19 protein-coding genes and 1 tRNA gene are annotated in these 22,724 nt (G+C 64.1%); 12 read left to right on the forward strand and 8 right to left on the reverse strand.

Annotated features, from left to right (window positions below; genetic code table 11):
• Window positions 1-335: 335 nt before the first annotated feature.
• The 6 genes from Pan44_RS04555 (at window position 336) to Pan44_RS04580 (ending at window position 6,449) form a co-directional block, all read left to right on the forward strand.
• Entirely contained in the window at window positions 336-821 is a 486-nt protein-coding gene (locus Pan44_RS04555) for a helix-turn-helix domain-containing protein (protein WP_145027696.1), read from the forward strand.
• 178 nt (window positions 822-999) lie between these two features.
• Window positions 1,000-2,370 carry an ammonium transporter gene (locus Pan44_RS04560; protein ID WP_197454089.1) on the forward strand — a complete coding sequence of 457 codons (1,371 nt, stop codon included), beginning with the start codon at window positions 1,000-1,002 and terminating at the stop codon, window positions 2,368-2,370.
• A gap of 255 nt (window positions 2,371-2,625) precedes the next feature.
• Window positions 2,626-2,964, forward strand: coding sequence for a P-II family nitrogen regulator (locus tag Pan44_RS04565; protein ID WP_145027699.1), 339 nt, complete (start codon window positions 2,626-2,628; stop codon window positions 2,962-2,964).
• Between the two features lie 82 nt (window positions 2,965-3,046).
• On the forward strand, window positions 3,047-3,385 hold the full coding sequence (locus Pan44_RS04570; RefSeq protein WP_145027701.1) for a P-II family nitrogen regulator: 339 nt from the start codon (window positions 3,047-3,049) through the stop codon (window positions 3,383-3,385).
• A gap of 80 nt (window positions 3,386-3,465) precedes the next feature.
• Complete coding sequence (gene glnD / locus Pan44_RS04575) at window positions 3,466-6,159, forward strand: [protein-PII] uridylyltransferase (protein WP_145027703.1); 2,694 nt, start codon at window positions 3,466-3,468, stop codon at window positions 6,157-6,159.
• Window positions 6,160-6,218: 59 nt separating this feature from the next.
• On the forward strand, window positions 6,219-6,449 hold the full coding sequence (locus Pan44_RS04580) for a hypothetical protein (protein WP_145027705.1): 231 nt from the start codon (window positions 6,219-6,221) through the stop codon (window positions 6,447-6,449).
• A 100-nt stretch (window positions 6,450-6,549) separates the two neighbouring features.
• Here Pan44_RS04580 and Pan44_RS28160 read toward each other — a convergent pair whose 3' ends face one another.
• The 3 genes from Pan44_RS28160 to Pan44_RS04595 all read right to left on the reverse strand — a co-directional run bounded on the left by Pan44_RS28160 (window position 6,550) and on the right by Pan44_RS04595 (window position 14,678).
• Window positions 6,550-9,561, reverse strand: a complete 3,012-nt coding sequence (locus Pan44_RS28160; RefSeq protein WP_145027707.1) for a tetratricopeptide repeat protein — start codon at window positions 9,559-9,561, stop codon at window positions 6,550-6,552.
• 323 nt (window positions 9,562-9,884) lie between these two features.
• Window positions 9,885-11,987 carry a prolyl oligopeptidase family serine peptidase gene (locus Pan44_RS04590; RefSeq protein WP_145027710.1) on the reverse strand — a complete coding sequence of 701 codons (2,103 nt, stop codon included), beginning with the start codon at window positions 11,985-11,987 and terminating at the stop codon, window positions 9,885-9,887.
• A 129-nt stretch (window positions 11,988-12,116) separates the two neighbouring features.
• Entirely contained in the window at window positions 12,117-14,678 is a 2,562-nt protein-coding gene (locus Pan44_RS04595; protein WP_197453848.1) for a serine/threonine-protein kinase, read from the reverse strand.
• 174 nt (window positions 14,679-14,852) lie between these two features.
• Here Pan44_RS04595 and Pan44_RS04600 point away from each other — a divergent pair, with 174 nt between their 5' ends.
• The 5 genes from Pan44_RS04600 to Pan44_RS04620 all read left to right on the forward strand — a co-directional run bounded on the left by Pan44_RS04600 (window position 14,853) and on the right by Pan44_RS04620 (window position 17,661).
• Complete coding sequence (locus Pan44_RS04600) at window positions 14,853-15,443, forward strand: hypothetical protein (protein ID WP_145027714.1); 591 nt, start codon at window positions 14,853-14,855, stop codon at window positions 15,441-15,443.
• 162 nt (window positions 15,444-15,605) lie between these two features.
• Window positions 15,606-16,142 carry a peptidylprolyl isomerase gene (locus Pan44_RS04605; RefSeq protein ID WP_145027716.1) on the forward strand — a complete coding sequence of 179 codons (537 nt, stop codon included), beginning with the start codon at window positions 15,606-15,608 and terminating at the stop codon, window positions 16,140-16,142.
• A gap of 127 nt (window positions 16,143-16,269) precedes the next feature.
• Window positions 16,270-16,557 carry a DUF1330 domain-containing protein gene (locus Pan44_RS04610; protein WP_145027718.1) on the forward strand — a complete coding sequence of 96 codons (288 nt, stop codon included), beginning with the start codon at window positions 16,270-16,272 and terminating at the stop codon, window positions 16,555-16,557.
• A gap of 76 nt (window positions 16,558-16,633) precedes the next feature.
• Complete coding sequence (locus Pan44_RS04615) at window positions 16,634-16,852, forward strand: hypothetical protein (RefSeq protein ID WP_145027720.1); 219 nt, start codon at window positions 16,634-16,636, stop codon at window positions 16,850-16,852.
• 218 nt (window positions 16,853-17,070) lie between these two features.
• The gene (locus tag Pan44_RS04620) at window positions 17,071-17,661 is read left to right on the forward strand and encodes an acyltransferase (RefSeq protein WP_231754225.1); all 591 of its coding nucleotides are present in this window, start codon (window positions 17,071-17,073) and stop codon (window positions 17,659-17,661) included.
• Window positions 17,662-17,835: 174 nt separating this feature from the next.
• Here the strand turns inward: Pan44_RS04620 and Pan44_RS04625 are convergent, their stop codons facing one another.
• The 4 genes from Pan44_RS04625 to Pan44_RS04640 all read right to left on the reverse strand — a co-directional run bounded on the left by Pan44_RS04625 (window position 17,836) and on the right by Pan44_RS04640 (window position 20,465).
• Complete coding sequence (locus Pan44_RS04625) at window positions 17,836-18,015, reverse strand: hypothetical protein (protein ID WP_145027724.1); 180 nt, start codon at window positions 18,013-18,015, stop codon at window positions 17,836-17,838.
• Window positions 18,016-18,223: 208 nt separating this feature from the next.
• A tRNA-Glu gene (locus tag Pan44_RS04630) sits at window positions 18,224-18,296 on the reverse strand.
• A gap of 90 nt (window positions 18,297-18,386) precedes the next feature.
• A complete protein-coding gene (locus Pan44_RS04635; protein ID WP_145027726.1) occupies window positions 18,387-19,331 on the reverse strand; it encodes an HD domain-containing phosphohydrolase in 945 nt (314 codons plus the stop codon).
• 66 nt (window positions 19,332-19,397) lie between these two features.
• On the reverse strand, window positions 19,398-20,465 hold the full coding sequence (locus Pan44_RS04640) for an HD-GYP domain-containing protein (RefSeq protein WP_145027728.1): 1,068 nt from the start codon (window positions 20,463-20,465) through the stop codon (window positions 19,398-19,400).
• Between the two features lie 342 nt (window positions 20,466-20,807).
• Between Pan44_RS04640 and Pan44_RS04645 the strand changes: the two genes are divergently transcribed.
• Window positions 20,808-21,167 carry a hypothetical protein gene (locus Pan44_RS04645; protein WP_145027730.1) on the forward strand — a complete coding sequence of 120 codons (360 nt, stop codon included), beginning with the start codon at window positions 20,808-20,810 and terminating at the stop codon, window positions 21,165-21,167.
• A gap of 236 nt (window positions 21,168-21,403) precedes the next feature.
• On the opposite strand, the gene Pan44_RS04650 is transcribed toward Pan44_RS04645, so the two are convergent.
• A complete protein-coding gene (locus Pan44_RS04650) occupies window positions 21,404-22,720 on the reverse strand; it encodes a YbaY family lipoprotein (protein WP_145027732.1) in 1,317 nt (438 codons plus the stop codon).
• Window positions 22,721-22,724: the final 4 nt, after the last annotated feature.

Here is a 22,724-nt window from a genome sequence, read left to right on the forward strand (position 1 = left end):
CGTGGCGCGCGATTTGCCAACTGGCTTGGAAGCATGAGGCGAAGGCTGCGTGCGACGCTCTCCATCCAATCGGCCAAGGGACCCGGACGGGAGCTGCCAGGGTTGGCAGTCGGAACTGGACGTCGGAAGTGGTTGCCGTCGTGCAGACTCGGTCGTTGAAGGCATTGGATCGTTGCGTCCTGCGTGAACACGGACCCGCCATGAACGGGCTGTTTTCCCCTGCAGGCCGCGCATGACACGAGATTGTGATTTCACTTCTCCGTGCGGGAGCGTCGAGCGAACGCGCGGGTGTTGCTGGAGTCGCTTGCCGACACCATTGGGCAGGCCTGCAACTTATGAAACGAATTGTGACGTTCGTGGTGCCCGTGGCGCCGGTCGATTCGCCACAAGGGGACGAGGAAGGGCACGCAGCGGGTCTGGTTGTCGAACATGTTGGAAACGCGATTCCCGAGTACGCCTCGATCGTGCCGGGAGGGATGAAGGTGGAGGTTGTTGTTTCCGACGGCCAGGCCAACCGGATCATCAGCACCCTGCTGGAACATGGCTCCGCAAGCGAGTTGCCGGCCGGGGCGCGGCGCGACGAGGGACGTGAAGAAGATGCGATCGAATCGCTGGTGCAGCGGGAACTGAAGACGGCAGATCCAGAGGCTCATGACCTGCTCGACCGGATCGTGAAGCGCGTCGAGCGGGAGTTGATTTCGAAGGTTTATTCGGACTGCGACTACGTCAAGAGCCGGGCCGCGGCGCGGCTGGGCATCAATCGAAACACATTGTTGAAGAAGCTGCGGGAGTTCGGCGAAGTCGCGGACGACGCCGGGTGATGTGAGAACAGACCTGAAATCCGGGATTGGCGATCAATCCGTTTTTGTGACGCCTGAGGGATCAGGCGAATCTCCCAGCCGTCGGCGCCGAGAGCGGGCGGCAGCTGGCCATTCATACTCGAACCTGAGAAGGACACCGATGCGGATCAGACTGATGCAACGAGGCCTGTTGTCGGCCATGTTCCTGGCCCTGTTCTGCGTGACGGGTTTCGCCCAGGAGGCCGCCGCGCCGATGACCGAGGCGGCTCCGGCCGCCACCGAAGTTGTCGCTGCACCGGCCACCGCGCCGCTGGACACCGGCAATACGGCGTGGATCCTGACGTCGTCCGCCCTGGTGTTGATGATGACGGCTCCGGGGCTGGCGATGTTTTACGGCGGTCTGGTCCGCAAGAAGAACGTTCTCGGCGTGTTCATGCAGTGCCTGTTCCTGATGGGCCTGATGTCGGTCGTCTGGGCGCTGTGGGGTTTCAGCTTCGCCTTCAGTGGAGAGAGCCCGTACATCGGCAACTTCGACATGGTGATGTTGAAGGGGGTGCTTCCGACCTGGGACGCGGCGACCAAGACGCACACGGTGCCGATGCACGGAGCGACCGGCATCCCGAAGCTCCTGTTCGTGATGTTCCAGGGAATGTTCTTCATCATTACGCCGGCGCTCATCTGCGGCGCCTTCGCGGAACGGATGAAGTTCAGCACGATGTGCGCATTCTCGGTTCTCTGGGGAACGTTCGTGTACTGCCCGGTGGCTCACTGGGTGTGGTCGGATTACGGCTGGCTGTTCGGTGGTGAATTCGCGGCGATCGACTTTGCAGGCGGCACGGTGGTCCACATCACCTCGGGTGTTTCGGCGCTGATCTGTGCGCTACTGATTGGCAAGCGTCTGGGCTTCGGCCAGGAACCGATGCCGCCGCACAACCTGACCTACACGACACTGGGGGCCGCGCTGCTGTGGATGGGCTGGTTCGGCTTCAACGCGGGAAGCGCCCTCGGCGCGAACGCATCGGCCGTGAACGCGTTCGTTTCGACGCACATGGCCGCCGCGGCCGGCGTCATTGCCTGGTCTGTTGCGGAGTGGGTCACCCGTGGCAAGCCGAGCGTCCTGGGAGCGTCCTCGGGCGCGGTCGCCGGACTGGTCTGCATCACTCCGGCCGCCGGTTCGGTCGATCCGATTTACGGGCTGGTTCTCGGCTTCGCGGCCGGCTTCGTCTGCTTCTTCGCCTGTACGACGGTGAAGAACACGTTCAAGTACGACGATTCGCTGGATGCATTCGGCGTCCACGGCGTCGGCGGAACCCTGGGGGCTATCCTCGCGGGCGTGTTCGCCACGAATGCGGCGAGCGGCGGGCTGTACTCGGGGGCGATCGAAGGGAACCTGACGCAGCTTCGAAACCAGATTGTGGGGGTTGGCGCCTCGGTCGTCATCGCGGTCGTCGGCACGGTGATCCTGCTGAAGATTCTCGACATGACGATGGGGCTGCGAGTCACCCAGGACGACGAAATCCAGGGTCTGGACCTCACGCAGCACGGAGAAGAAGGTTACATCTTCCACTAAACTGTCGATGTCGGCGTGGTGGAAGTCCGGCGGATCCCGTCAAACGAGGCCGCTCACCCGTGGGGGGTGAGCGGCCTTCCCGACTCCTCCGACGCCCGTCATCACCGTTAAGCTGGAAATCGAAGCGGTCGAGTCGCGACGATAGCGGACTCCGGGAAACTGCCTGGCCCTCGGGCGTGGCGAGTTTCCGGCCGTTTCCGAGACACAACACCTGCGCCCGTTCGCTCGACCGGGTTGCCTGAGGAACCATCTGCGATGAAGAAAATTGAAGCCGTGATCCGGCATTTCAAACTGGAAGAGGTGAAGGACGCGCTGACCGCCGCCGGCATCAACGGCATGACCGTCAGTGAAGTCCGCGGCTTCGGCCGCCAGAAGGGGCACAAGGAGCAGTACCGCGGCGCCGAATACACGGTCGACTTCCTGCCGAAGGTGAAGCTGGAAGTGGTCGTCGACGACAGCGAACTGCAGTCGATCCTCGACACCATCATCAAGGCGGCCCGCACCGGGCAGATCGGCGACGGCAAGATCTTCGTCTCCGACCTCGCACAGACGATCCGCATCCGCACCGGCGAAACCGGGGCCGAGTCGCTGTAGTTGTTCCAACGAAATCCGCCCGCATGCGGCCGCGCCGGCCGCCTGGCGGAATGCGTTCACCCATCATTCCCGAGTGTTCGACATGAAGAAGATCGAAGCGGTGGTCCGCCACTACAAGCTGGAAGACGTGAAGAACGCCCTGACGGCCAAGGGGATCGTCGGCCTGACGGTCTCGGAAGTCCGTGGTTTCGGGCGGCAGCGGGGTCACAAGGAGCAGTACCGCGGCGCGGAGTACACGGTCGATTTCCTGCCGAAAGTGAAGCTGGAAGTGGTCGTGAACGACGCGGAACTGGCGAACGCGATCGAGATCATTTCGTCGTCGGCCCGGACGGGCAAAGTGGGCGACGGCAAAATCTTCGTCACGCCACTCGAGCAGGTGATCCGCATCCGCACGGGTGAAAGCGGTTCCGAGGCGATCTGAAGTAGGAACCGCCGGGGACCAGAACTATCCTTCGCGACTTTCGCGGGAATGAAGGTCCGGTCCCAGCTTGTGTTCAGGTGATGTCCGTGGGGAGTGGCAATCCAGCGCCGCCAGCCAGTGCGCTGGCGGCCAACAAGCAGCGAGTCGTCGAGCTTCGCTCCCGGGCCCGCGCGCTCTTCGACGGCGGTGCTCCCGGTGTCGCGGTAGCGATCTACCTGGCCGAACACACCGACCAGATCGTGATCGCGCTGTTCGAGGAGGTGCTGGCGACGCTGTCGCCGGAGACTCGTGAACAGATCGCTGCGCATTCAGCCGTCGTGGCGGTGGGGGGGACCGGGCGGGGCGAACTGGCTCCCTACTCCGACCTGGACCTGTTGTTTCTTTCGAGCCGCCAGGCCATCGATTCGGAATTTCGGGCCGCGGTGAACCGGGCGGTGCAGACGTTCTGGGATGCGGGTCTGAAACTGGGCCATGCGGTCCGGACCGTTTCCGAATCGGTCGCGCTGGCGAAGGGGGATCCGCAGATCGCGACGTCGCTGATCGAAGCCCGCAAGCTGTGGGGGAGCGACTCGCTGTTTCGGACGCTGACGCGGCAGTTCCGCCGGCGGGTGGTGGATTCGCGTCCCAAGCAGTTCATTCGCGACTGCATTCTCGCGCGGTGGCCGGACGGGGATGACGGGCCGCCCGCGCAGGAACTCGAGCCGGACGTGAAGTCGTCGCTGGGGGGGCTGCGGGACCTGCATCTCATCCGCTGGATCGGGTACGCGCTGTTCGACGCAAGGGACATCGATTCCCTGCGGCGCGTCGGCGAACTGACTCCTGCCGAGGCGATCGCCCTGCGGGACGCGTGGGAATTCCTGACGCACGTGCGGATCGATCTTCATTTCGCCGCCGGCAAGGCGCAGGATCGCCTGACGCGCGACGAGCAGCTGCGCATCACGGAGCGGATGGGCATCCAGGCGACCGCCACGCAGCGTGCGGTCGAAGTGTTCATGCAGCGGTATTTCCGACATGCGTCGGTGATCATCCGCATCGCCAGGCGGTTTTCGTCGCTGTACCGCAAGAAGTCTCTCCGGCGGCAACTCAATGACTTCGCATTTGCTCACCGGGCGGACCGCTACCTGCGAGTTACCGCCAAGGAGATCGATGCGCCGCCGCGTCACTTCGGGCGTCTGACGAAAGACCTCGAGAGCATCATGCGGCTGTATCGGGCCGCGGCGCTGTACGGCGTGAAGCCGAGCCGTCGCCTGGAGGACGCGATCAGCCGGGCCGTCCCGGAGCTTCCGCGGGACGTTTCGCTGCAGGCGGCTTCGATGTTTCTGGACGTGCTGCGGCAGTCCCAGCCGCTGCCGGCACTTCTCAGGAGCATGTACGACACGGGAGTGATCGAGATCCTGATCCCGGAGATTGCCCATACGCGCAGCCTGATGCAGTTCAACCAGTACCACCAGTTCACGGTGGATGAACATACGCTGCAGGCGGTCCAGCGGTGTACGGCGCTGCAGGCGGACAAGGGATCGCTCGGCGCGGCTTATGCGGCCGTCAAACACCGGGAGCTGCTGCACCTGGCGGTGATTCTGCACGACATCGGCAAGGGGTTCGGCCGGCCTCATGCGGAAGTAGGCTTTGAGATCGCCGAGCGTGTGGCCAGGCGGCTGGGCCTTTCGGAGTCGGCCGGGGAGATCGTTTCCCGGCTGGTGCTGCGTCACCTGGAGATGGCCCACATCGCGTTCCGCCGCGACATTTCGGACCCCGAGACGCTGCTTCAATTCGGCCACCATGTCGGCACGCCGGAGGTGTTGCAGATGCTGTATCTGCTGACGGCTGCGGACGTGCAGGCGGTGGGGCCGAGCGCCTGGACGGAGTGGAAGGCGGAGCTTCTGGCCGGGCTGTATGACGAAGCGATGGTTCTGCTGAGCGGCAAGCAGCAGGGAGTGCACGAGGAGGAACGACTGCACAACATTGCGCGGCAGGTCACGGAGGTGCTCTCTGTCGACGTGCCCGCACCGACGCCGGAGGCGGAAGTCGAAGAGCAGCTCAGGGTGTTTCCGGCCTCGTACCTCCTGAATACGCCTCCCTCGAGCATTGCTGCGGACCTACTGGTCATGAAGCGGGTCGATCAGCAGGAAGTGTCGATCGAAGGGCACTTCAATCCGGAGACCTCGACGGTCGAGTATCGCGTGATCACCGCGAACCCGGAGGTGATTCGCGGCTGCTTCCACAAACTGGCGGGAGCGCTGACGGCGCGTCGGCTGCAGATCCTCGCGGCCGACATCGCGACGACGAAGAACGGCATGGTGGTTGACGCGTTCCGGGTTCTCGATCGCGACTATGCGGATGGTCCCCCTCCGGAGCGGATCCAGAGCATCGCCGATAGCCTGCGGGACGTGCTGTTCAACCGGGAGAACGTCGCGACGCTGTTCCGTCGGAACCGCCGGTTCGGCGTCGAGCCGCCACGAACGACATTCGCCGACCTGCCGCTCCGCGTGCAGCTGGACACCGAGTCGTCGGAAACGCGAACGATCATCGACGTGTTCGCCCACGACCGCCCGGGGCTCCTGTACACAATCTCCTGCGTCATCTTCGAGCTGGGGTTGTCGGTCGATCTGGCCAAGATCGCCACGAACTTCGACCAGGTGGTCGACGTGTTTTACGTCGTGGAGAATGATGGCCGGAAGGTGGTCGATCCGGGACGTGTCCGTCAGATCCAGGAGACGCTGTACCATGCGCTGGGGCACTTCGATCGCGACGGGCATCGGATCTTTTCGAGCTGAAGGGCTGCGGCCGTCGGGCCAGAGGCTGATCTCTCGCCCCCATCAGACGTGAACAAGCTATGACGCGCCGGCAAAGGAATGCGATTTACGGATGGTGCTGGCTGGTGGGCATGGCGATCGGGTATGCCGTCGCGGGACCCATGGCGGCATTGGTGATCTTCTTCCTGCCGGTGGCGCTGATCGGCTGCTGTTTTGCGGTGCTGGGAAAACTGCGTATTGACTGGGACCACCGCCGCGGAGTGAAACGCACCAGCGACGACAATTCGGGCCAGCCGGGCAGTTCTGGGTGACGCGGGGACTGGACCGGGCGAGGCGAGCGGCTGCCCCCTGCGCACAAAAAAGCACCTCGGCCGCTTTCGCAGCCGAGGTGCTCGAACACCAAACAGGGCCTTAGTTCATCTTCTTGAACTCGAGGGCCGGGTCGTCGGGCAGGCCGCCGACCAGTTCGAGCTTGAAGGCGCCGTTCTCCGGCTTCGTCACGCGTCCGACAAGGACGCCGCCGCCGTCCGGTTCCATGGCGAGGGTTTCACCTTCCACACCAAAGACCCCCTTCTGGTCGATGGTCTTGTCTTCTTCCTTCCCCTTACTCACCCATTCAAAGGTGCCGTCCGGGGTCAGAGTCAGCGTGAAGGTTTTGCCTTTCGCGTTCTGAGCCGTCCAGGTGCCGTGAAGTTCTTCGGCGGTGACCATCGCCGCCGCCGGGAGATCCGGAACTTCCGGAACCGCCAGTGTCGGCTGGGCCGCGTTGTCGTCGTTCGTCATCGGCGTCTGATCGGCCGGCTGCGTCGAGCCGTCACCGAGCGCCTGCAGGAGGCGGGTGGCGACGATGTCCTGCGGATTGATCCGCAGAACGTTGTCGAGCTGTGCGGCGGCGGCTTCATTATGACCGCAGGTCAGGTAGTGGTAGCCGAGCAGGAAGCTGGCGGCCGCGTTGTCCTGATTGTTGCGGTGGAAGTCTTCCAGCGCCTTGAGCTGCGACGCATAGGCATCGACGTTGGAGTACAGGCTGCTCATGGTCGTCCAATCCCAGCCCGGGCCGACCGCGAGGACGGCATAGACGGGGACGGCGGCGTCTTCAAACCGGCCGAGTGCGAACAGGACCAGACCGCGGAACTCGTGCAGGATTGAATCCTTCGGAGTTTTCTGGATCTGCTGCTCGGTCAGACGCAGCGCATCTTCGTAGTTGCCGGCGGTGAAGGCCGACCGTGCCTGGTCGAAGAGCGCCATGTCGGGCTCGTCGGCCTGCTGCGGCTGCTGCTGGACGTTCTGTACGACGGTTCCCGACGACACCACGCCTGGATCGACGTTGTAGCTGTTGACGATCAGCGGCTGGGTGTAGTCGTAGTTGTAACCGCCGTAGAACGGCACGGGCTGGTAGCAGTACGGGTTGTAGTAGTCATAGAGGCCGAAGTTGTAACCGACATAGTTCATGCCCCAGGGGCTCAGGCCGAACGAGCGAGCGACGGGGTAACCCCAGCCGCCTCCCCATCCGCCCCAGCCTCCACCCCAGCCACCCCAACCGCCGCCCCAGCGACCGCCGAAGCCGATGCCGAAGCCCCACCAGTTCGGGCCGTAGAAGCCGTTCCAGCGGTTGAAGTTCCAGTATCCGCGGTGCCAGTTGTTATGGCGCCAGTAGGAGTTGCCGTTCCAGGCATGCCAGTCGTTGAACCGCCCGTTGTACCGCACGTTGCGGTTGACGCGGGACGAGTGCAACAGGCCGTTCAGCGCCACGCGGCGGTCACCGATGTTGTCGCGACCGAAGCCGCGGCCGAGACCCGGCCGGTTGAACGGCGTGAGGTTGATATCGCGGTTGTTGGCGCGAACGGTGATCCGTTCCCGTTCGGCGATCCGATTGCGGACTTCCGGATCAAGGCGATCCTGGCGGCCGACGATCGGACGCACCGAATCGCGGAGGTTGTCGCGGAGCCGATCGGCTTCCCGATTGCGTTCGCGGTTGGCATCACGGGCAACGTTGTCGGCCCGATCTCCAATCCGATCATTCGCGTCGCGAATTCGATCGTTGGCGTCGCGAGTCCTCTCGTTGGCATCACGAGTGCCCCGGTTGGCGTTGTCGCGCGCCCGGTCGAGTTGATCGCGGAGCCGCGGATTCAGGCTGTCGCGGTCGACGCGATCGGCATCCCGGACCGGGTTGTTGCCGTCGCGGTCGTTTCCGACGCGATCGCGCGTGCGATCGGCCGTATCACGCGCCCGGTCGGCCGCGTCGCGCGTTCGATCGTTCGCCCGGTCTTCAATGCGGTTGGCGTTGTCGCGGAGTCGATCGGCGGCATTACCGGGCCCGTCGGTCGCGCGATCCCGCGCCCGATCGGTCATGTTGTTGGCGCCGTCCCGGGTGCGGTCTCCGATCCGGTCGGCGTTGTCGCGAAGGCGATCCGCTGCGTTGCCGGGGCCGGTCGAGTCGTTTCCGCGACGATCACCCACTCCCGGAAGAGCGTTGCGCGGCGTGCGGGTGGACCCGTCGATCCGGCTGCCGACGCCGGCGTCTGCGCCGCCTCGGCGGTTGGTGTCGATGGAGTTGTTGTTGCGGGCATTCCCGTCGACACGGTTGCCACCGACGTTGGCGGAACCACCGGCGTCTGTCCGGTTCTCGATTCGGGGCGTGTTGGTGCGCGGCGTGGCGCTATCCCGATTACTGCGGGGAACGCTGTCGCCGATGTTGTTGCGCGGCGTGTCGACGCGAGGAGTTGGCGTCCTGGGGGTGTCGACGCGCGGCGTCCGCGGTGTTTCCACGCGGGGTGTCTGCACACGCGGGGTGTCATTCCGCGGAGTCTGGACCCGCGGGGTGTCGTTGCGCGGGGTCTGGACCCGGGGCGTGTCGACGCGGGGCGTCTGCACGCGAGGGGTATCGACTCGCGGGGTTTGAATCCGTGGGCTGGAATCGACACGGGGCGTTGAGATCCTGGGCGAGCTGGATCGACCGCTGTCGCCGCCAGAGCTGCGCGACGAGCTGCTGCCGCCGGAAATCCGGCCGCTTGATCCGCCACTGCTCCCGCCGGAGATTCGGGGGCCGCTGGATCCACCGCTGCTGCGGCCGCCTCCGCTACTGATTCCACCGCTGCTCGACCGGCCTCCTCCTCCGCCAATGCTGCCGCCGCTACTGCGACCGCTGCTTCCGCCGCTGGACCGGCCTCCGCCACCACTGCTGCCGCCGCCGCCTGAGCGACCGCCTCCACCGCCGTCACGTCCTCCGCGCTGGGCGATCAACTGCACGGCCGCCGGGTGGGCGGACGCGTCAGCGAGAATCGTGCTGCGGATTGCATCCGGAGTCTGGAGGGCGTCGACAGGCTGGAGTGGCGAAATCTGCCCTGTCGCGCCGTAAGCCACTGACCCGCTTGCGATTGCAAGCGCGGCCAGGAAGCGTTGAAAAGGTCTGCGTGTCGTCATGATCATCTCCCCCTCGTCGAGCTGGTTGCCCGTCACTGGCTGCTGCTTCCGTCACACTTCCCCGGCGAATCCGCCCAGCACAACAGACAGGAACATTTCGCTGGATGTCGTCTGATTGACGGCTGATCGTCTCTGTTGCGCCACAATCGAACCGATCAGATTGCCGTAAGTTGTGCGTTTTCCATCAAAACCGGCAAAACTCGCCGGTGCGGAGCTGGTAATGCAAGAACGACGCCAACCGGGGACAAATCGACCCGTTCCATTGTTGTCGGGACCGGGCAATTGACCACGGGCATGCCCGAAGCACCGGCTGGCGAATGGCTTTAGTTCTTAGAAGAGTTCGCAGCGGGAGCGGACTTGAATCGCCACGACTCATCGAAGAACCCGGCCGCCTCGATCTTCCCGGGGTACCGACTGTTGACCGGCGTCCGGATGTCGATGACGGCCCAGTCAGGGAGTTTGGGGGTTTGGCGGGCGTTGTTGAGATAGTCGTACTCGCGGTAGGTGAAACTGCTGTTGAGCACGACGTAGCGGTTAGGGTTGAGCGGGTTCGGGTAGATGAGGACCGGAACCCGCGACCCGGCTTCGTACTTTTGCCCGTTCACAGTGACCCCCTCGGCGCTCCAGGTGACAGGCAGCTTCGGCAGCACCCTGGCCAACAGGGAGTTGGATTGCGGATCGCCCCACAGGACGAGGTTGTGGGCCGCGATGTCGGCGTCGGTGATTTCTGAATCCGATTTCACACGGGCGTCGCCCCGCATCTGCTGCCGCCAGTGCGTGACGGCGTGGTTGAACTCGGAATCGGCCCATTTGCCGACAGCGTCGTTCAGGGGCTTGCCGGTCGGCTTCACGAAGAGGAACGAGTCCATGAAGGCATCATCGATCGGGCCCTGCAGTCCATGACGCTTGCGGAGGCCACTGGCTTCCGAAGGTCCTGCCCAGAATCCGGCCATCTTCGACCAGGCGCCCGGTTCCCGCCAATGCACCCGCACCCGAATGGATCGATCGGTCGTGGGCTGCCAGCGGCCTGCACCTGCCAGTGCATACAGTCCGGCCTTATCCCTGGGGTTGTCTGTTCGTGGAGTCCATCCGATCGGGCCGATCTCGATCGAACTCGTCGGGCTCAGGAGGTCTGCCGATCCCGAGGGAAGATGAATCTCGAATTCGGAGACATTGTCCGTAAGAACCTGCAACGCGCCATTTACGACGGCGGCTTGAATGCGTGCCGGCTTCCAGTGTTCATTCATCCCGTGGATCGTCACCCAGTCACAGCGGTTGTAGCGAAGTGAATAGGTTGTGAAGTCGACCTTTGCGGGCACTGCATCGGCGCGCTTCGCAATCTCCACCAGCCGCCGCTCGATCTCGGCCTTCGAATCGGGATGCAGCTTGTGAGCCGTCTGCGGTCCGATCAGGTGCGTCAGCGTAATCCCTTCCTTCTCACAGGCCGCCGCCATCACGTCGGCGGCCTGCTTTTGTTTGTCGATCTCGCCGCTGTAGGCGATCGTCGGCATCATCCGCAGGTTCCCGACCCAGCCCGGCGCGTCATACAGGTTCCACAGCGTCTGTTCCCACGCCGGCGGCGAGAGCGTCTCCTGCTGGAAGACCTTCAGGAACTCCGGTGTCTCGCTGAACCCCGCACCAGGTGTTGAGGCGAAGAACCTGTCGGGATAGTGGACGGTCATCTGCCACACGCCTGCCCCGCCCATCGAGAACCCGCGGATCGCCACGCGGTCGTCATCAATGCGGTACCGCGACTTCGCATGCGCGAGCGCCTCGAGGACATCCACTTCCCCCGCGAACTTGAACGCGTTTGAAAACCGGCCGTAAGGATGGACAACGATCGTTTTCGCCGGCTGGATTTCTCCCTTCTGGTTCATCCGCATGTTGATGAACTGCAGCTCGCACTGCTTCTCGAACCGGCCATGCAGCCAGAGGTCGCATCGGACGGGAACCTCGCCGTCGAACCGGTAGTCGTCGGGGATGAGGAGGCCGTAGGGCTGGACCGTGCCATCGATGCGGGAGCGGAATCCGCGAACGACGAGGCCGGTCTGTTTCGTCCAGGGGGCCTCGCCTTTCAGCAGGGCGACGGCGCGGGCGTTTCCTTCGGCAAGTAGTTTCTTCGCGACGTCAAACTCCTTCGCGTCGCTGAATTCGTTGAAACGGAGGGCGCCATCGATGGCCCGCCAGAAGATCTCGACATCGGGGACGAGCAGTTTGGCCTTCTCGTCCTTTCCAGCCTGAAGCTGGTCGATCTGCTGTTTGAGGGCCGCGGCTCCCTTGGTCAGAGACTCACGCACCTCGGCGGGGACCTCGATTCCCGGTGGGGGGATCTGGCGGACGTTGTCGACGAGGTTGTCTTTGGGACCATCGGCGAACGCGGGTGTCGCCGCGACAACGAGGGCGAGCGTGCAGAGGAAAGAGCGCATGGCTGGAAGGGCTCGGTGGGGCAGGAGCGGGATGCGTCTGGTTGGGGAGCGACCGCTCGAATGCGAGTGATCTTTTCCCCAAGAATCACTTTAGCCGCCCTGTCCGTGTGCCGCTCGTCTGCGGTGCTGCTACTGCGGCCAGACGGTGACGCCCGTCGGAGTCGCGCCCTTGGTCAGGTATTCGATCCACTCCGCGGGAGTGATGGCGAGGTCGCGATCGGCGTCGGCCGCGCCCCGCAGGCCCTGAACGACGAGTGAGCCCATGTCGGTGGCGTTCGCGGCCCCTGTTTCCGGCGGGGCGATCAGGACGGTCGTCGTTTTCGTCTTGGGGACGTTCTTCATCAGCGCTTCGGCCGACGGCGGGACGTCCTCGAGGCCGGGACGGGGGTGGACGACGTCCAGGAAGACAACTTTGAGGGACGGCGGGGCTGCGTCGATCAATGCCAGTACGTCCGCCAGCGGGACGCCGGTGGAGCCGGCCTCGTTGGGGCGATAGTCGGCGAATGCGAGGACAGGCGATTCATCGACCAGGAAGGCCTGCGCGGTGATCGACACGATCGCCTGACTGCTGGCGCGCAGGCCTTCGAGCCGCTGCCTGAGCGAGGAGAGGACTTCCTCCCGCGTCGGTTCCGTAAGGTGGACGGCCCATTCCGGCGGCGTCGCATAGCGCTGGATGGCGGCGGTTTGCAGGGCACGGGCCTTGCCAGCGTTCTCGATGACGGGGAGCGATCGGTCCTGATTCGTGCTGGCCTCGATCGCGACCACGGCACGGTCGTAGCGCGGTCCGCGGACGACACGAACCGTTCGGGCGGCCATGTTGCCGGCCGGGGATAAGACGGTCACCTGATCGCTGTTGCTCCGGAGTTCGTCGAGAGTCGCGGGAGCATCGTTCAGGGTGAGGCGCGCATCGTCCGCCAGTTTCACTTCCGATTCGGCGCCCGACGACTGAATGCGCAACGAGCGGGTGGCGGGGTCGATCCCCACGAGTGTTCCGGTGACTTGCGGGACGTCGCGCGGGATGACGATCGATGTGATGACGCGGTGACGCGTGATGTCGACAGCCTGGCCCGGCTTGAGATCGGCGACGGTCGCGGGCGAGTCGTCATCGAATTTCAGTTCCGAGCTGGGCACCAGCCGGAGTTTCAACGGTCCCTCATTCGCGACTCCGGAGGAGACCGACAGCATGGAGGTTGATGGGTCGAAGTCGATCACCGTGCCTGAGCTGCGGATCGTTCGCATCGCCCGCAGGCCGCTGGCGATCTGGCCCTGTTTTCCGGCCGGGTCGAGCAGGTGGTCGACCATGACTCCATCATCGACGGCGAGGTCGCGGAGGGTGACTTTTTCATCGTTCAGCAGCGGCGACACGCTGGCCGGAACTGTGAGCGTGACACGTTCCCGCTGGCGGGCTCCATCGATCATCACGGTGATCTTCGAGGCCAGGGGATCGATGGCGGCGATGCGTCCCGTCTGGGTGACGGGCCGCGAGACATCGATACGGAGGCGGCCTTCCTCCGTCGCGGTGCGAATCCAGTCCCCTTTCTGGAGGCGCTTCAGGAGCACGAGTTCGTCATTGCCTTCTGACCGGAGACGAATGGGAGTTTTCTCGGCGACGACGAGTTCTTCGGGCTGTCCGGTGGTTGGGTCGACGAATTCGATGGTGTTCGACTCTGGATCGACGCTGCGGACGATGCCGCTTCCGGGAGTCTGGCCGGGGCCTGGTGGCGGGGACTGTCCGGGCGTCCAGAACAGCATTGCCAGGGAGGCGGCCATCGAGGCGCAGAACAGGGCGATCACCAGGCCGCGGGATTTCGGGCGGTCTCCGGGCGATTTTCTCGCGGAGCCGGAATCGGCGGTGCGGGTCATCGGTTCGGCCGGGGCCGCTCCGAGGTCGGCGAGGGCCTGATCGGCGGTCTCGTATCTCTTTTTCGGGTCTTTCTCGACGAGCCGGCCGATCACCCTGGCGAGGGCCGGCGGAACGCCTTCCAGCGCCTTCCCCGGCTCGGGCAGTTTCCGGTCGAGCGCCGCATGCCACATCATCCAGGCCGCCTGCCGGTCGCGGCCGAACGCATCGAGGCCCGGGAAGAGCGTCTCGAACTTCGACCCGCACATCAGTTCGTAGGCGGTGAATCCGAGGGAGTAGAGATCGCTTTGCGGTCCGACGTCCCCGAAATCCTGGGACAGGGTTTCGGGGGCCATGTACTTCGCCGTGCCGCGGATGACGCTGCCATCGTCGTGGCTGACGCGGCGCGCGAGGCCGAAGTCGCCGACTTTGACCCGCTTGCGATGATCGATCATCAGGTTCGAGGGCTTGATGTCTCCGTGGACGAGCCCTCGGGAGTGGAGGGCGCTCAGGGCCCGGAGGCCCTGGGTGAGCGTGGTCTGCACGGCTTTGACGTCCATGGGACGACCCTGCAGACGGTCGCGCAGATTGGCCTGCATCAACTCCAGGACGAGCCAGCCCTGCGCGCGGACGACATCGTAGATCGTGACGATATGCGGATGCTGGAAGGAGGCGAGAAGCGTCGCTTCCTTCCAGTAGCGTTCGAAGAGGGCGGTTTCCGCGAGGAACTGGGCGTGGATCTGCTTGACGGCCACCTCGCGGCCGAGTTCCTGATCCTGAGCGCGAAAAACCGTGGCAAAGCTGCCGGCGCCGATCTTCTCAAGCAGCTTGTAACGGGTTGCAACGTCCACTGGGGCTCCTGCCGGGGGTCGGGGCGCGATTATGGCAGACTCGCGCACCCCCGCCAAAGAGGTGTTGCCGACTGAATCAGGGGCTCGACCAACACTGAAGGCACGGATGTTTGACGATCCCCGGCGGGTTGGTACCGTCGGAGGGAGTGACCGCGGCACTCACCAGGGGGCGGCATGCATATTCCGCTTGAGGCGGCCCATCGCATTCTGTCGACGTTCGGCATCACGAAACCCACCCGCGAGTACGAGCGGTGGGTCAAGCCGGACGGCTTCGACCATGTCGACTTCCACGAAGTCCTCTACGGCAGCGACTTCATCTTCGTCCTCGACTGGCGAGCGGCTCTTGAGGACGAACTCGAGCGAATCGTCCACGCGCTCGGCAAGCTTGATGTGGTCATGGACTTCGAGATCGATGACTCGGACAGTCGTTGCGGGATTGCCGTTGTGACGGTCGAACGGCGCCCGGCGACGGTGCGGTATTCCGGAAACGATGACGGGACGAGCTGGCGGGCCGTCATCACGGCGCTCCAGACAATCATGCCTCCGCAGATTGAGTTTCGAGAGGACGTCGGAAATGGCGAGTCTGATACCGACGCTTACGCCGTTCTGCCGGTCGATGAATGGCAGGATCTGGAACGCGATGCGGGCGAGTCACTGAAGCTCTTTTTCCGTCCTCTCTCAAGCCCCAGGCCTTCTCCGTCGACGGTCTCCGATCCGAAGGGGCTCGTCGGCCTTTTGAGAAGGCTCATCCGGAAGCGGCCGTGAGGGACCGGAGCAGGTTCTCGCCGTGGTCCGTTTATGGCGAAAGGGCCCATCGACACGAGGCCTCATCGCAGAAACTTTTTGATTCCTACCCTCGGCGCGGCCGCAGGGGCGTCCCATAATCGCCCTTTGGCCCAACGAACATTTCGAAGACTGGATGGATTGATGGCTGCGAATCGCAAAGCTGAGGTCGATGCCGCTGTGAAGGACGTCGATTTCTCGAAGAAGACCTACCAGGTCGAACTCGACACGACCAAGGGCAAGATCCTGCTGGACCTGTGGCCCGACGTCGCGCCTGGCCACTGCAAGAACATCATCGGCCTGTCGAAGATCGGTTTCTACGACGGCGTGACGTTCCATCGCGTGATTTCGGGCTTCATGATCCAGGGGGGATGCCCGCTCGGAACGGGAACGGGCGACGCCGGGTACAAACTGCCGCAGGAATTCAACGACAAGGCGCATACGACGGGCGTGCTGTCGATGGCCCGGGCACAGCATCCCGATACGGCCGGTTCGCAGTTCTTCATCTGTGTCGCCGACGCCCGCTTCCTCGACAAGCAGTACACCGCGTTCGGCAAGACGGCCAACGACGAGAGCACCAAGGTCGCTCTCGCGATCGGAGCCGTGAAGACCGGCGCGAACGACAAGCCGGTTGAGCCGGTGAAGATCAACAAAGCCACCGTCATCGAGACGGCGAAGTAAGAATCTTTCCGGACGCCCGCCCACCTGGCCTGACGAACCTGTCAGGCCAGTTCTGTCTTGCGGGTCTCCGATTTTCTTCGCGATTCCTTTCGTTCGCCACCGTGCTGCATCCGAGGTGACCGACTGCATGTCCGCCTACGCGATCTTCATCAAAGAGAAGACTGTCGATCCCGACGAACTGACCGTCTATGCGGGAAAAGCGGGAGCTTCCCTCGACGGGCATCCGGCCAGAGTGCTGGCCGCTTATGGCGGTCACGTGACGCTGGAAGGGCCGGACCACGAGGGGGTGGTCATCGTCGAGTTTCCGACTCTCGAGGCGGCGAAAGCATGGTATGAAAGTCCGGCGTATCGCGAAGCACGGGAATACCGGTTCCGCGGCGCGCAGTATCGGGCGATGATCGTAGAAGGTCTCTGACGGGCGAGACCGCCCTCGGGATCCGCAGCGTGAGGGATCAGTTCCAGGCACAGCCAGTAGGGAGGACCAGACGCTCATGACTTTTCAACTTCCGATCGAGGACCTTCGCGACAACGAGTGGATTGCGCTGCAGCGCTCGGAGAACGTGTTGCGGGTCGTCGTCGGACGCCAGGGGAGCAACGCGGCCGATGGGCTGCGCTACATCCCCTTCCAGGAAGTCGAAGGGGGCGGGGCGGCGCTCGTCGCGACGGCGGTGGGAGAACTGCTCCAGGAACTGCGGGGCGGCGGCCGGTGACGGGGACGAATGCGGGAGGTCGCCTGGCTCATCTGGCCGCTGCCGGACCGTTTGAGTGAACATCGGGCGTTTGTTTCATTCACGGCGGCGAGCATCGCGCGGAAGATGCTGGAACGAGATCCTGCGACGGCGATAACATCCGGTCCATGGATGTGCCCGGGACACTGCGGAAAGCCGCACGAACGTTGCTGAAAGGCCGGAAGCTGGTCCCGCGGGTGATGGGCTCAGGTTCTGGAAACCAGGTGACGTTCGGGGACGGCTGCATCGGCCGGCCGGCGATTTCCTTCACCGGCCAGGGCAACGCCGTGACGATTGGTCGGGGCGTGACGCTGTCCGACCTGCATGTCATCGTGACGGGCGACGGCAACCGGATCACGATCGGCGATGGGTGCGACGCCGGGCAGGGGAGCTACTTCGTCTGCGAGGGAAGCAACTGCGCGCTGACCATCGGCGAGGGGAGCACGTTCGTGGCTGTGCAACTGGCGGTCACCGAGGATGGGTCTTCGCTGGTGATCGGGAAGGACTGCATGTTCGCATACGACATCGAAGTGCGGACGGGCGACTCGCACGGTATCCGCTGCGCGGAGACAGGCCGGCGGCTGAACGCGGCCCGTGATGTGACGATCGGCGACCACGTATGGGTCGCGGCGCACGCCCTCGTTCTGAAGGGGGTGTCGATCGCGGCCGGTTGCGTGGTGGCGACGGGGGCCGTCGTGACCAAGAGCGTCGAGGAGGGGGGAGTGGTTGTGGGAGGGAATCCGGCGCAGGTTCTTCGGCGCGGGATTGTGTGGACGCGATCCCGGGATTGAGGGGGCGGGGTGGGTGCGTCGCGCAGAGCACAATTGTTCTGCGAACCGCCAGGAAGTGAATACGCTATCCTGCAAGTGATAAGCGCAGAGCACCGATGTCAGACGAGCTGAAAGGCGCTGCCATCCATGTCGTAGAAAAGGCCAATGACGACACGTGGCCGGCAGTGCAATAGTTCAGCGCGATGCTTCGTCCTGCTCGCGTTTCTTTCGGCGTTCCCAACACAACAGCGCGAGCGATGCGGGGAGGAGCACGCCCGTCAGCGCCCAAGGGGCGAATGTTCCATCGCGGACGTCGTCCCAGGCAAGCAGCGTCAATAACACCCCGACGACTAAGAGCCGCGCCCATGTCGACATGGAACTGTTTCCTCGCAAACGCCCGGCAGAATTTCACCGCTGTCGGTGTCCAGAAACGGCACCGAATACTGGAACCGCTCCGCGAGCTCGCGGAGCGTCCGCTAGAATGTCCGGCCGACGTGCCCTTTGTGTGACCGGACGCGAATGCTGCTGATCAAAAGCCACTGCGATCGAGGCCTTGCAGCCTCGATCGCAGTGAGCAATTCAGTACCCCCACGGGGATTCGAACCCCGGTCCTCGGACTGAGAATCCGGTATCCTGGGCCTCTAGACGATGGGGGCCTTCGTGACTCACAACCATACGGCGGCCGGCGGAAGTCGTCAATCAACTGCGCGCCGCCGGGAGACGGCGGGGCGAGCCGCTTTTCTCAATCAGCCAGCCGGGTTTCCAGCCGCCACCTGCGCGGAGTCGCGGCCGGTGACGACGAGACGGAGGGCGTGCAGCACGGCCGGGTGGTGGTCGCTGTCGATGCCGGACTGCAGTTCGTCGAGGAACGATTCCGGGGTGCGATCGCCGTGCTGCCAGGGATCGCTTTCCAATGTTTCATAGGCGCGCACGGTGCGGATGATGCGCGCTCCGAAGGGGATCGAGTGTCCTTCCGCGGCCGCGGCTTCTTCGGTGGTGTTCAGGAGCAGGGGAAAGGCGCCCGTCAGCACGGTCCCGAGCGACTGCACGAGTTCGGTGCCGTGGAACGTGCGTTGTTTGGACATGGAGTCGTCTTCCATGGCGCCGACGGCTTTGCGGATAACGCGGGCGGTGATCTCGATGTTCTCCATGTCGATCAGGAGGGCGGCCACGCGGATGTCGTCGATCTCTTTGGCCGAGAGCCGCATCTTGCGGGCGACTTCTTCGGAGAGGGAGGCGACACGCTTGGCGCGGCTTTCCAGGACCGGATTGGCGCTCTGAAGGTAGCGGGAGAGGACTTCGACGACTCCGACCTGGGCCTCATGGGCTTCGACGCGGCGGGCGTCGCGGTCGTCACAAAGGGTTCCGACGAGCAGCGCGGTCAGCCCGAGCACCGATCCCCACAGCGTGACGGACAGGCCGATGGAGAGGGGGGAGTTCATCGTGCCGAACCCGGTGAAGTCGATGCAGATGACGATGGTGGCGGTGACGACAGCGAGGAGCGCGAGGACGCCGGCCCGGTAGCGGCCGAGGAAGAAGCCGGCCATCACGATCGGGAGATAGAAGAGGTTCAGGACGACGATCTTCATCGCCTCTGTGTAATACAGGAGGCAGGCGATGGCGGCAGTCACCAGGACCAGCATGATCTCCAGGGTCAATTCCTGGTTGCGGTCGGATTTCGCGGGGATCATGGCGGACCTGGCGGGAGGGGATGAAGGCATGTGCGGTCGGACTGGCCAGTGGACGGACGAGCCGGTTCACTTGCCGGCGGGCATCAGGTTCTGGGGCGGGAACAGTTCTTCAGCAATCGTTTTCTCGAGGACGAGTTCCTGCTCGGGCGACATTCTCAGCGGGGTGCGGTTGGCCAGGTCGAACATCTCCGTGAGGTCGAGCTGCTCACGCGGCTGTCCCTTGAGGCGATCGGCGATCTCGGCGATCTGCGGTTCGATCGAAAGGAACACTTCGACGAGTTCGGGATCGAACTGCCGGGAGGCCTCACGCCGAATCTTGTCGACGCAGATCTCGTGCGGCAGGGCTTCCTTGTAGACACGCTTCACGGACAGGGCGTCGTAGACGTCGGCGATGGACACGATGCGTGCGGCGAGCGGGATATCTTCCCCCTTGAGTCCGTGCGGATAGCCCTGGCCGTCCCAGCGTTCGTGGTGATAGAGGGCGATCTCGCGGGCCATGCTCAGGAATGTCGAGTTGCCGAGCCGCCGTTCGATCTGGCGGATGCAGTCTCCCCCGAGGGCTGCGTGGACCTGGATGCGGTGTCGTTCGGCCTCGGTCAGGCTGCCGGGCTTGAGGAGGATGGCGTCTTCGACGCCGACTTTGCCGATGTCGTGCAGTGCGGAGCTGATGCCGATCGTCCGCACGAACTGCGACGTGACGACATCGCGATATTTCGGATGACGGCGCAGCGCCTGGGCGATGCGCGTGGAATAGAGCGCGATGCGCTCGAGATGGTGACCGGTGTCGGGATCGCGTGATTCGGCCAGCTTGGCTAGGCCGAAGATGACGGCGTCGCGGGTGCGGACAAGCTCGCGGGCCGTGCGGAGGTTCTCCTCCTGCGACTGCTGCTCTTTCAGCGAGTGCAGGCCGAACATGCGTTGGAGGAGCAGCCAGGCGACGACGGCCTGGGTTCCTGCGATCCACAGGAAGGTGAGGGGAAAAACCAGGTTCCATTCCTGGGAGTGAACGGCGGGGACTGCGCCGGAGGGAGATTCGACGGCGACCAGGAGGCGGTTCTGAAGGAACAGGCCGGCGGCGAGGCAGGCCGCCTGCGTGGCGCACAGAATCGCGATTTGCAGTCTTCGCGGTCTCATTGGTCACGCAGGGGTTCAGGAACAGGCTGAGACGACCGCGTTCTGACGCGGCGTGATGCCTTCCGGCAACACTAGGTCGTTTCCAATTCGAGACCGTTCCGTTTCGTGGAATTGACTGTGAATGGCGGCCGGAAGCTCGTGATCTGCCGATGAGTACGGGGGCAAGAGCAGCGCCGTGAATGTCGTGCAGATCGGTGGTCCGCGTTGGAACGATCGGACCGATTCGGCAGGCGCCGCGCGCGCCGACAATGCCGGTGGGCGGGTCGGGAATCGTCCCTTATGATGGGCTCCTGACGGCCGTCCAGGGTGGGGCGTGCCGCAGATTTCAGGGAAGGTTGAAGGATGTCGGCACCACATGGCCTGCGATTTGAAGGGACCCGATTCTGGGTGCTCCATCGCCGGCGCGAGTTCGGTCCCTTCGACTATGAATGGAGCCGCGAACTCGATGGCATCGAGCTGTGGTACAGCGGCCACAAGTTTGGCGAGATCTGCAGCGAGGATGAGATTTTCGCGGACCTGGCGGAATTCAAACTGCCGCTGAGGGTGGTGGAAGTCGCCAGCGTGGTGTTCGGCTCGACGCTGCGAAGCATTCTCTCAGGGCATTCCACGAGGGAACGGCGATTGAACCTGATCCGGCTGCTCACCGAACATGGCTACGAGGCGTTCCTGACATTCAATGAGGGGCCGCCCCGCAAAGGCTGAGGTGACTGTTCCGAAGAAGAATGGAAACGCTGGTGAATGGTCGGTTTCCGTGCGGCTCTCGTGGTGATGACCTGGAGCCGTCAAGCTCTTGAGAGTTCGGGAGAAGTGTTCCCGCAATGAAGAAAGCCCGGGGTTACCCCCGGGCTTTCGTGTTGCTGCGGCGATGTGATCGCCAGATCGAAGCGGCTGACGATCAGTGGGCTGACGCCCCCCGCCCGCCGACTTTGAAACGTTCGTCAGTTGGCTCGGCCAGTCGCCTGACCGCCGATGGCGTTCAGGAAGTCCTGGGCGACGAGCGCACGAACACCGTTCCGCTGGTTGTAAACGTCCATCCAGTAGGCGAGTTCTTCAGGCCGGGCCGGCCGGTTGAGATTAATCTCGTGGAGCCGGTTGATGTAGACGCGCTCATCGCGGTCGCAATCATTGAAGAACTGATTCTGGCCGAAGATCGAGGCTTTCACCTCGTTCAGGCTGGTGCCGCGGGCGAGGTCGGCTTCCCAGACGGCGCGTTCCTGGTAGGTGGGCTGGCGGTACAGGTACTGCTCGTAGAGAGCGAGGATCTGTGCGAGCTGAGCGTTCTGGGCGTAGGGGCCGATGACGCCACCGCCGCCGACGCGGTCAAACGCGAGCTGCACGTTCTGCGGCATGTTCGGGGCCAGCACCTGGACCGTGTTCCGCGGAGCGTAGATCGTCTGGTTGGATGCCATCACGCGACCGGTGAGGACATAGGTCCGCCGGGTGTCGACCTGCTGGGGATCGAAGTTGAGCGCGAACGGAATCTGGTAGCCGGTCGGGTTGTCGACGCGGCACTGGTTCAGCACCACCGGCGGCATGCCGGGGCGGAGGATTTCCTGCAGCTCGACGACGGCGTACGAGCCGGGCGGAAGCTGTCCGCCGCCATTCAGGACGATCGAACCAGTCAGACGCGAGTAACGCGATTCGAGCTGCACGGGCAGATTGCGGAGGCGGCCGGACCGGCTGTCCATCACCAGCATCGAGACCCAGCCTTGCTCGTTGGCCGAACGCTCGAATTCGGTGGCGCAGTCGTAGAGCTGTCCGTTGACGTATCCGACCTGGTAGCCGCCGACCGAGATGATGAGGTCATTGGCTTCGAGTCCGGCGCGATGTGCGGCGGAGCCGTTGACGATCTGGATGATGCGGACGCCGGTGTCGGTGTCTTTCGAGTAGACGCCGAGCTTCCAGCGGGGCTGCTGCTGCGACGTCGGCGGGAGGAGCCCCGGATTCAGCCGCAGGTCGGACCCGATCGTGCTGATCGGGGAGACGGGAACGTTGCCGCCGACGGTGTAGTTCGGCATGGCGATCCGCGTCGGGATGGTCAGCGACTGGACGCCGTCGACCGGGGTGCCGCTGATGATGTTGCCATAGCGGTCATAAGCGACCGGGGCGGTCGTGCCGTTGTAGTTGTAGGGCGCGATGCCGTAGGGATTGCCGACGCCGGACCCCAGGTTGGGGTCGACGGCCTGGGCGGGCGAAGCAACCAGCGTGCTGACGGCCGCGGCCGCGAGCATGCTCCAGCAAGTCTTCAGAGTCATGGAG

It is taken from the genome of Caulifigura coniformis, assembly GCF_007745175.1.
GTDB lineage: Bacteria > Planctomycetota > Planctomycetia > Planctomycetales > Planctomycetaceae > Caulifigura > Caulifigura coniformis.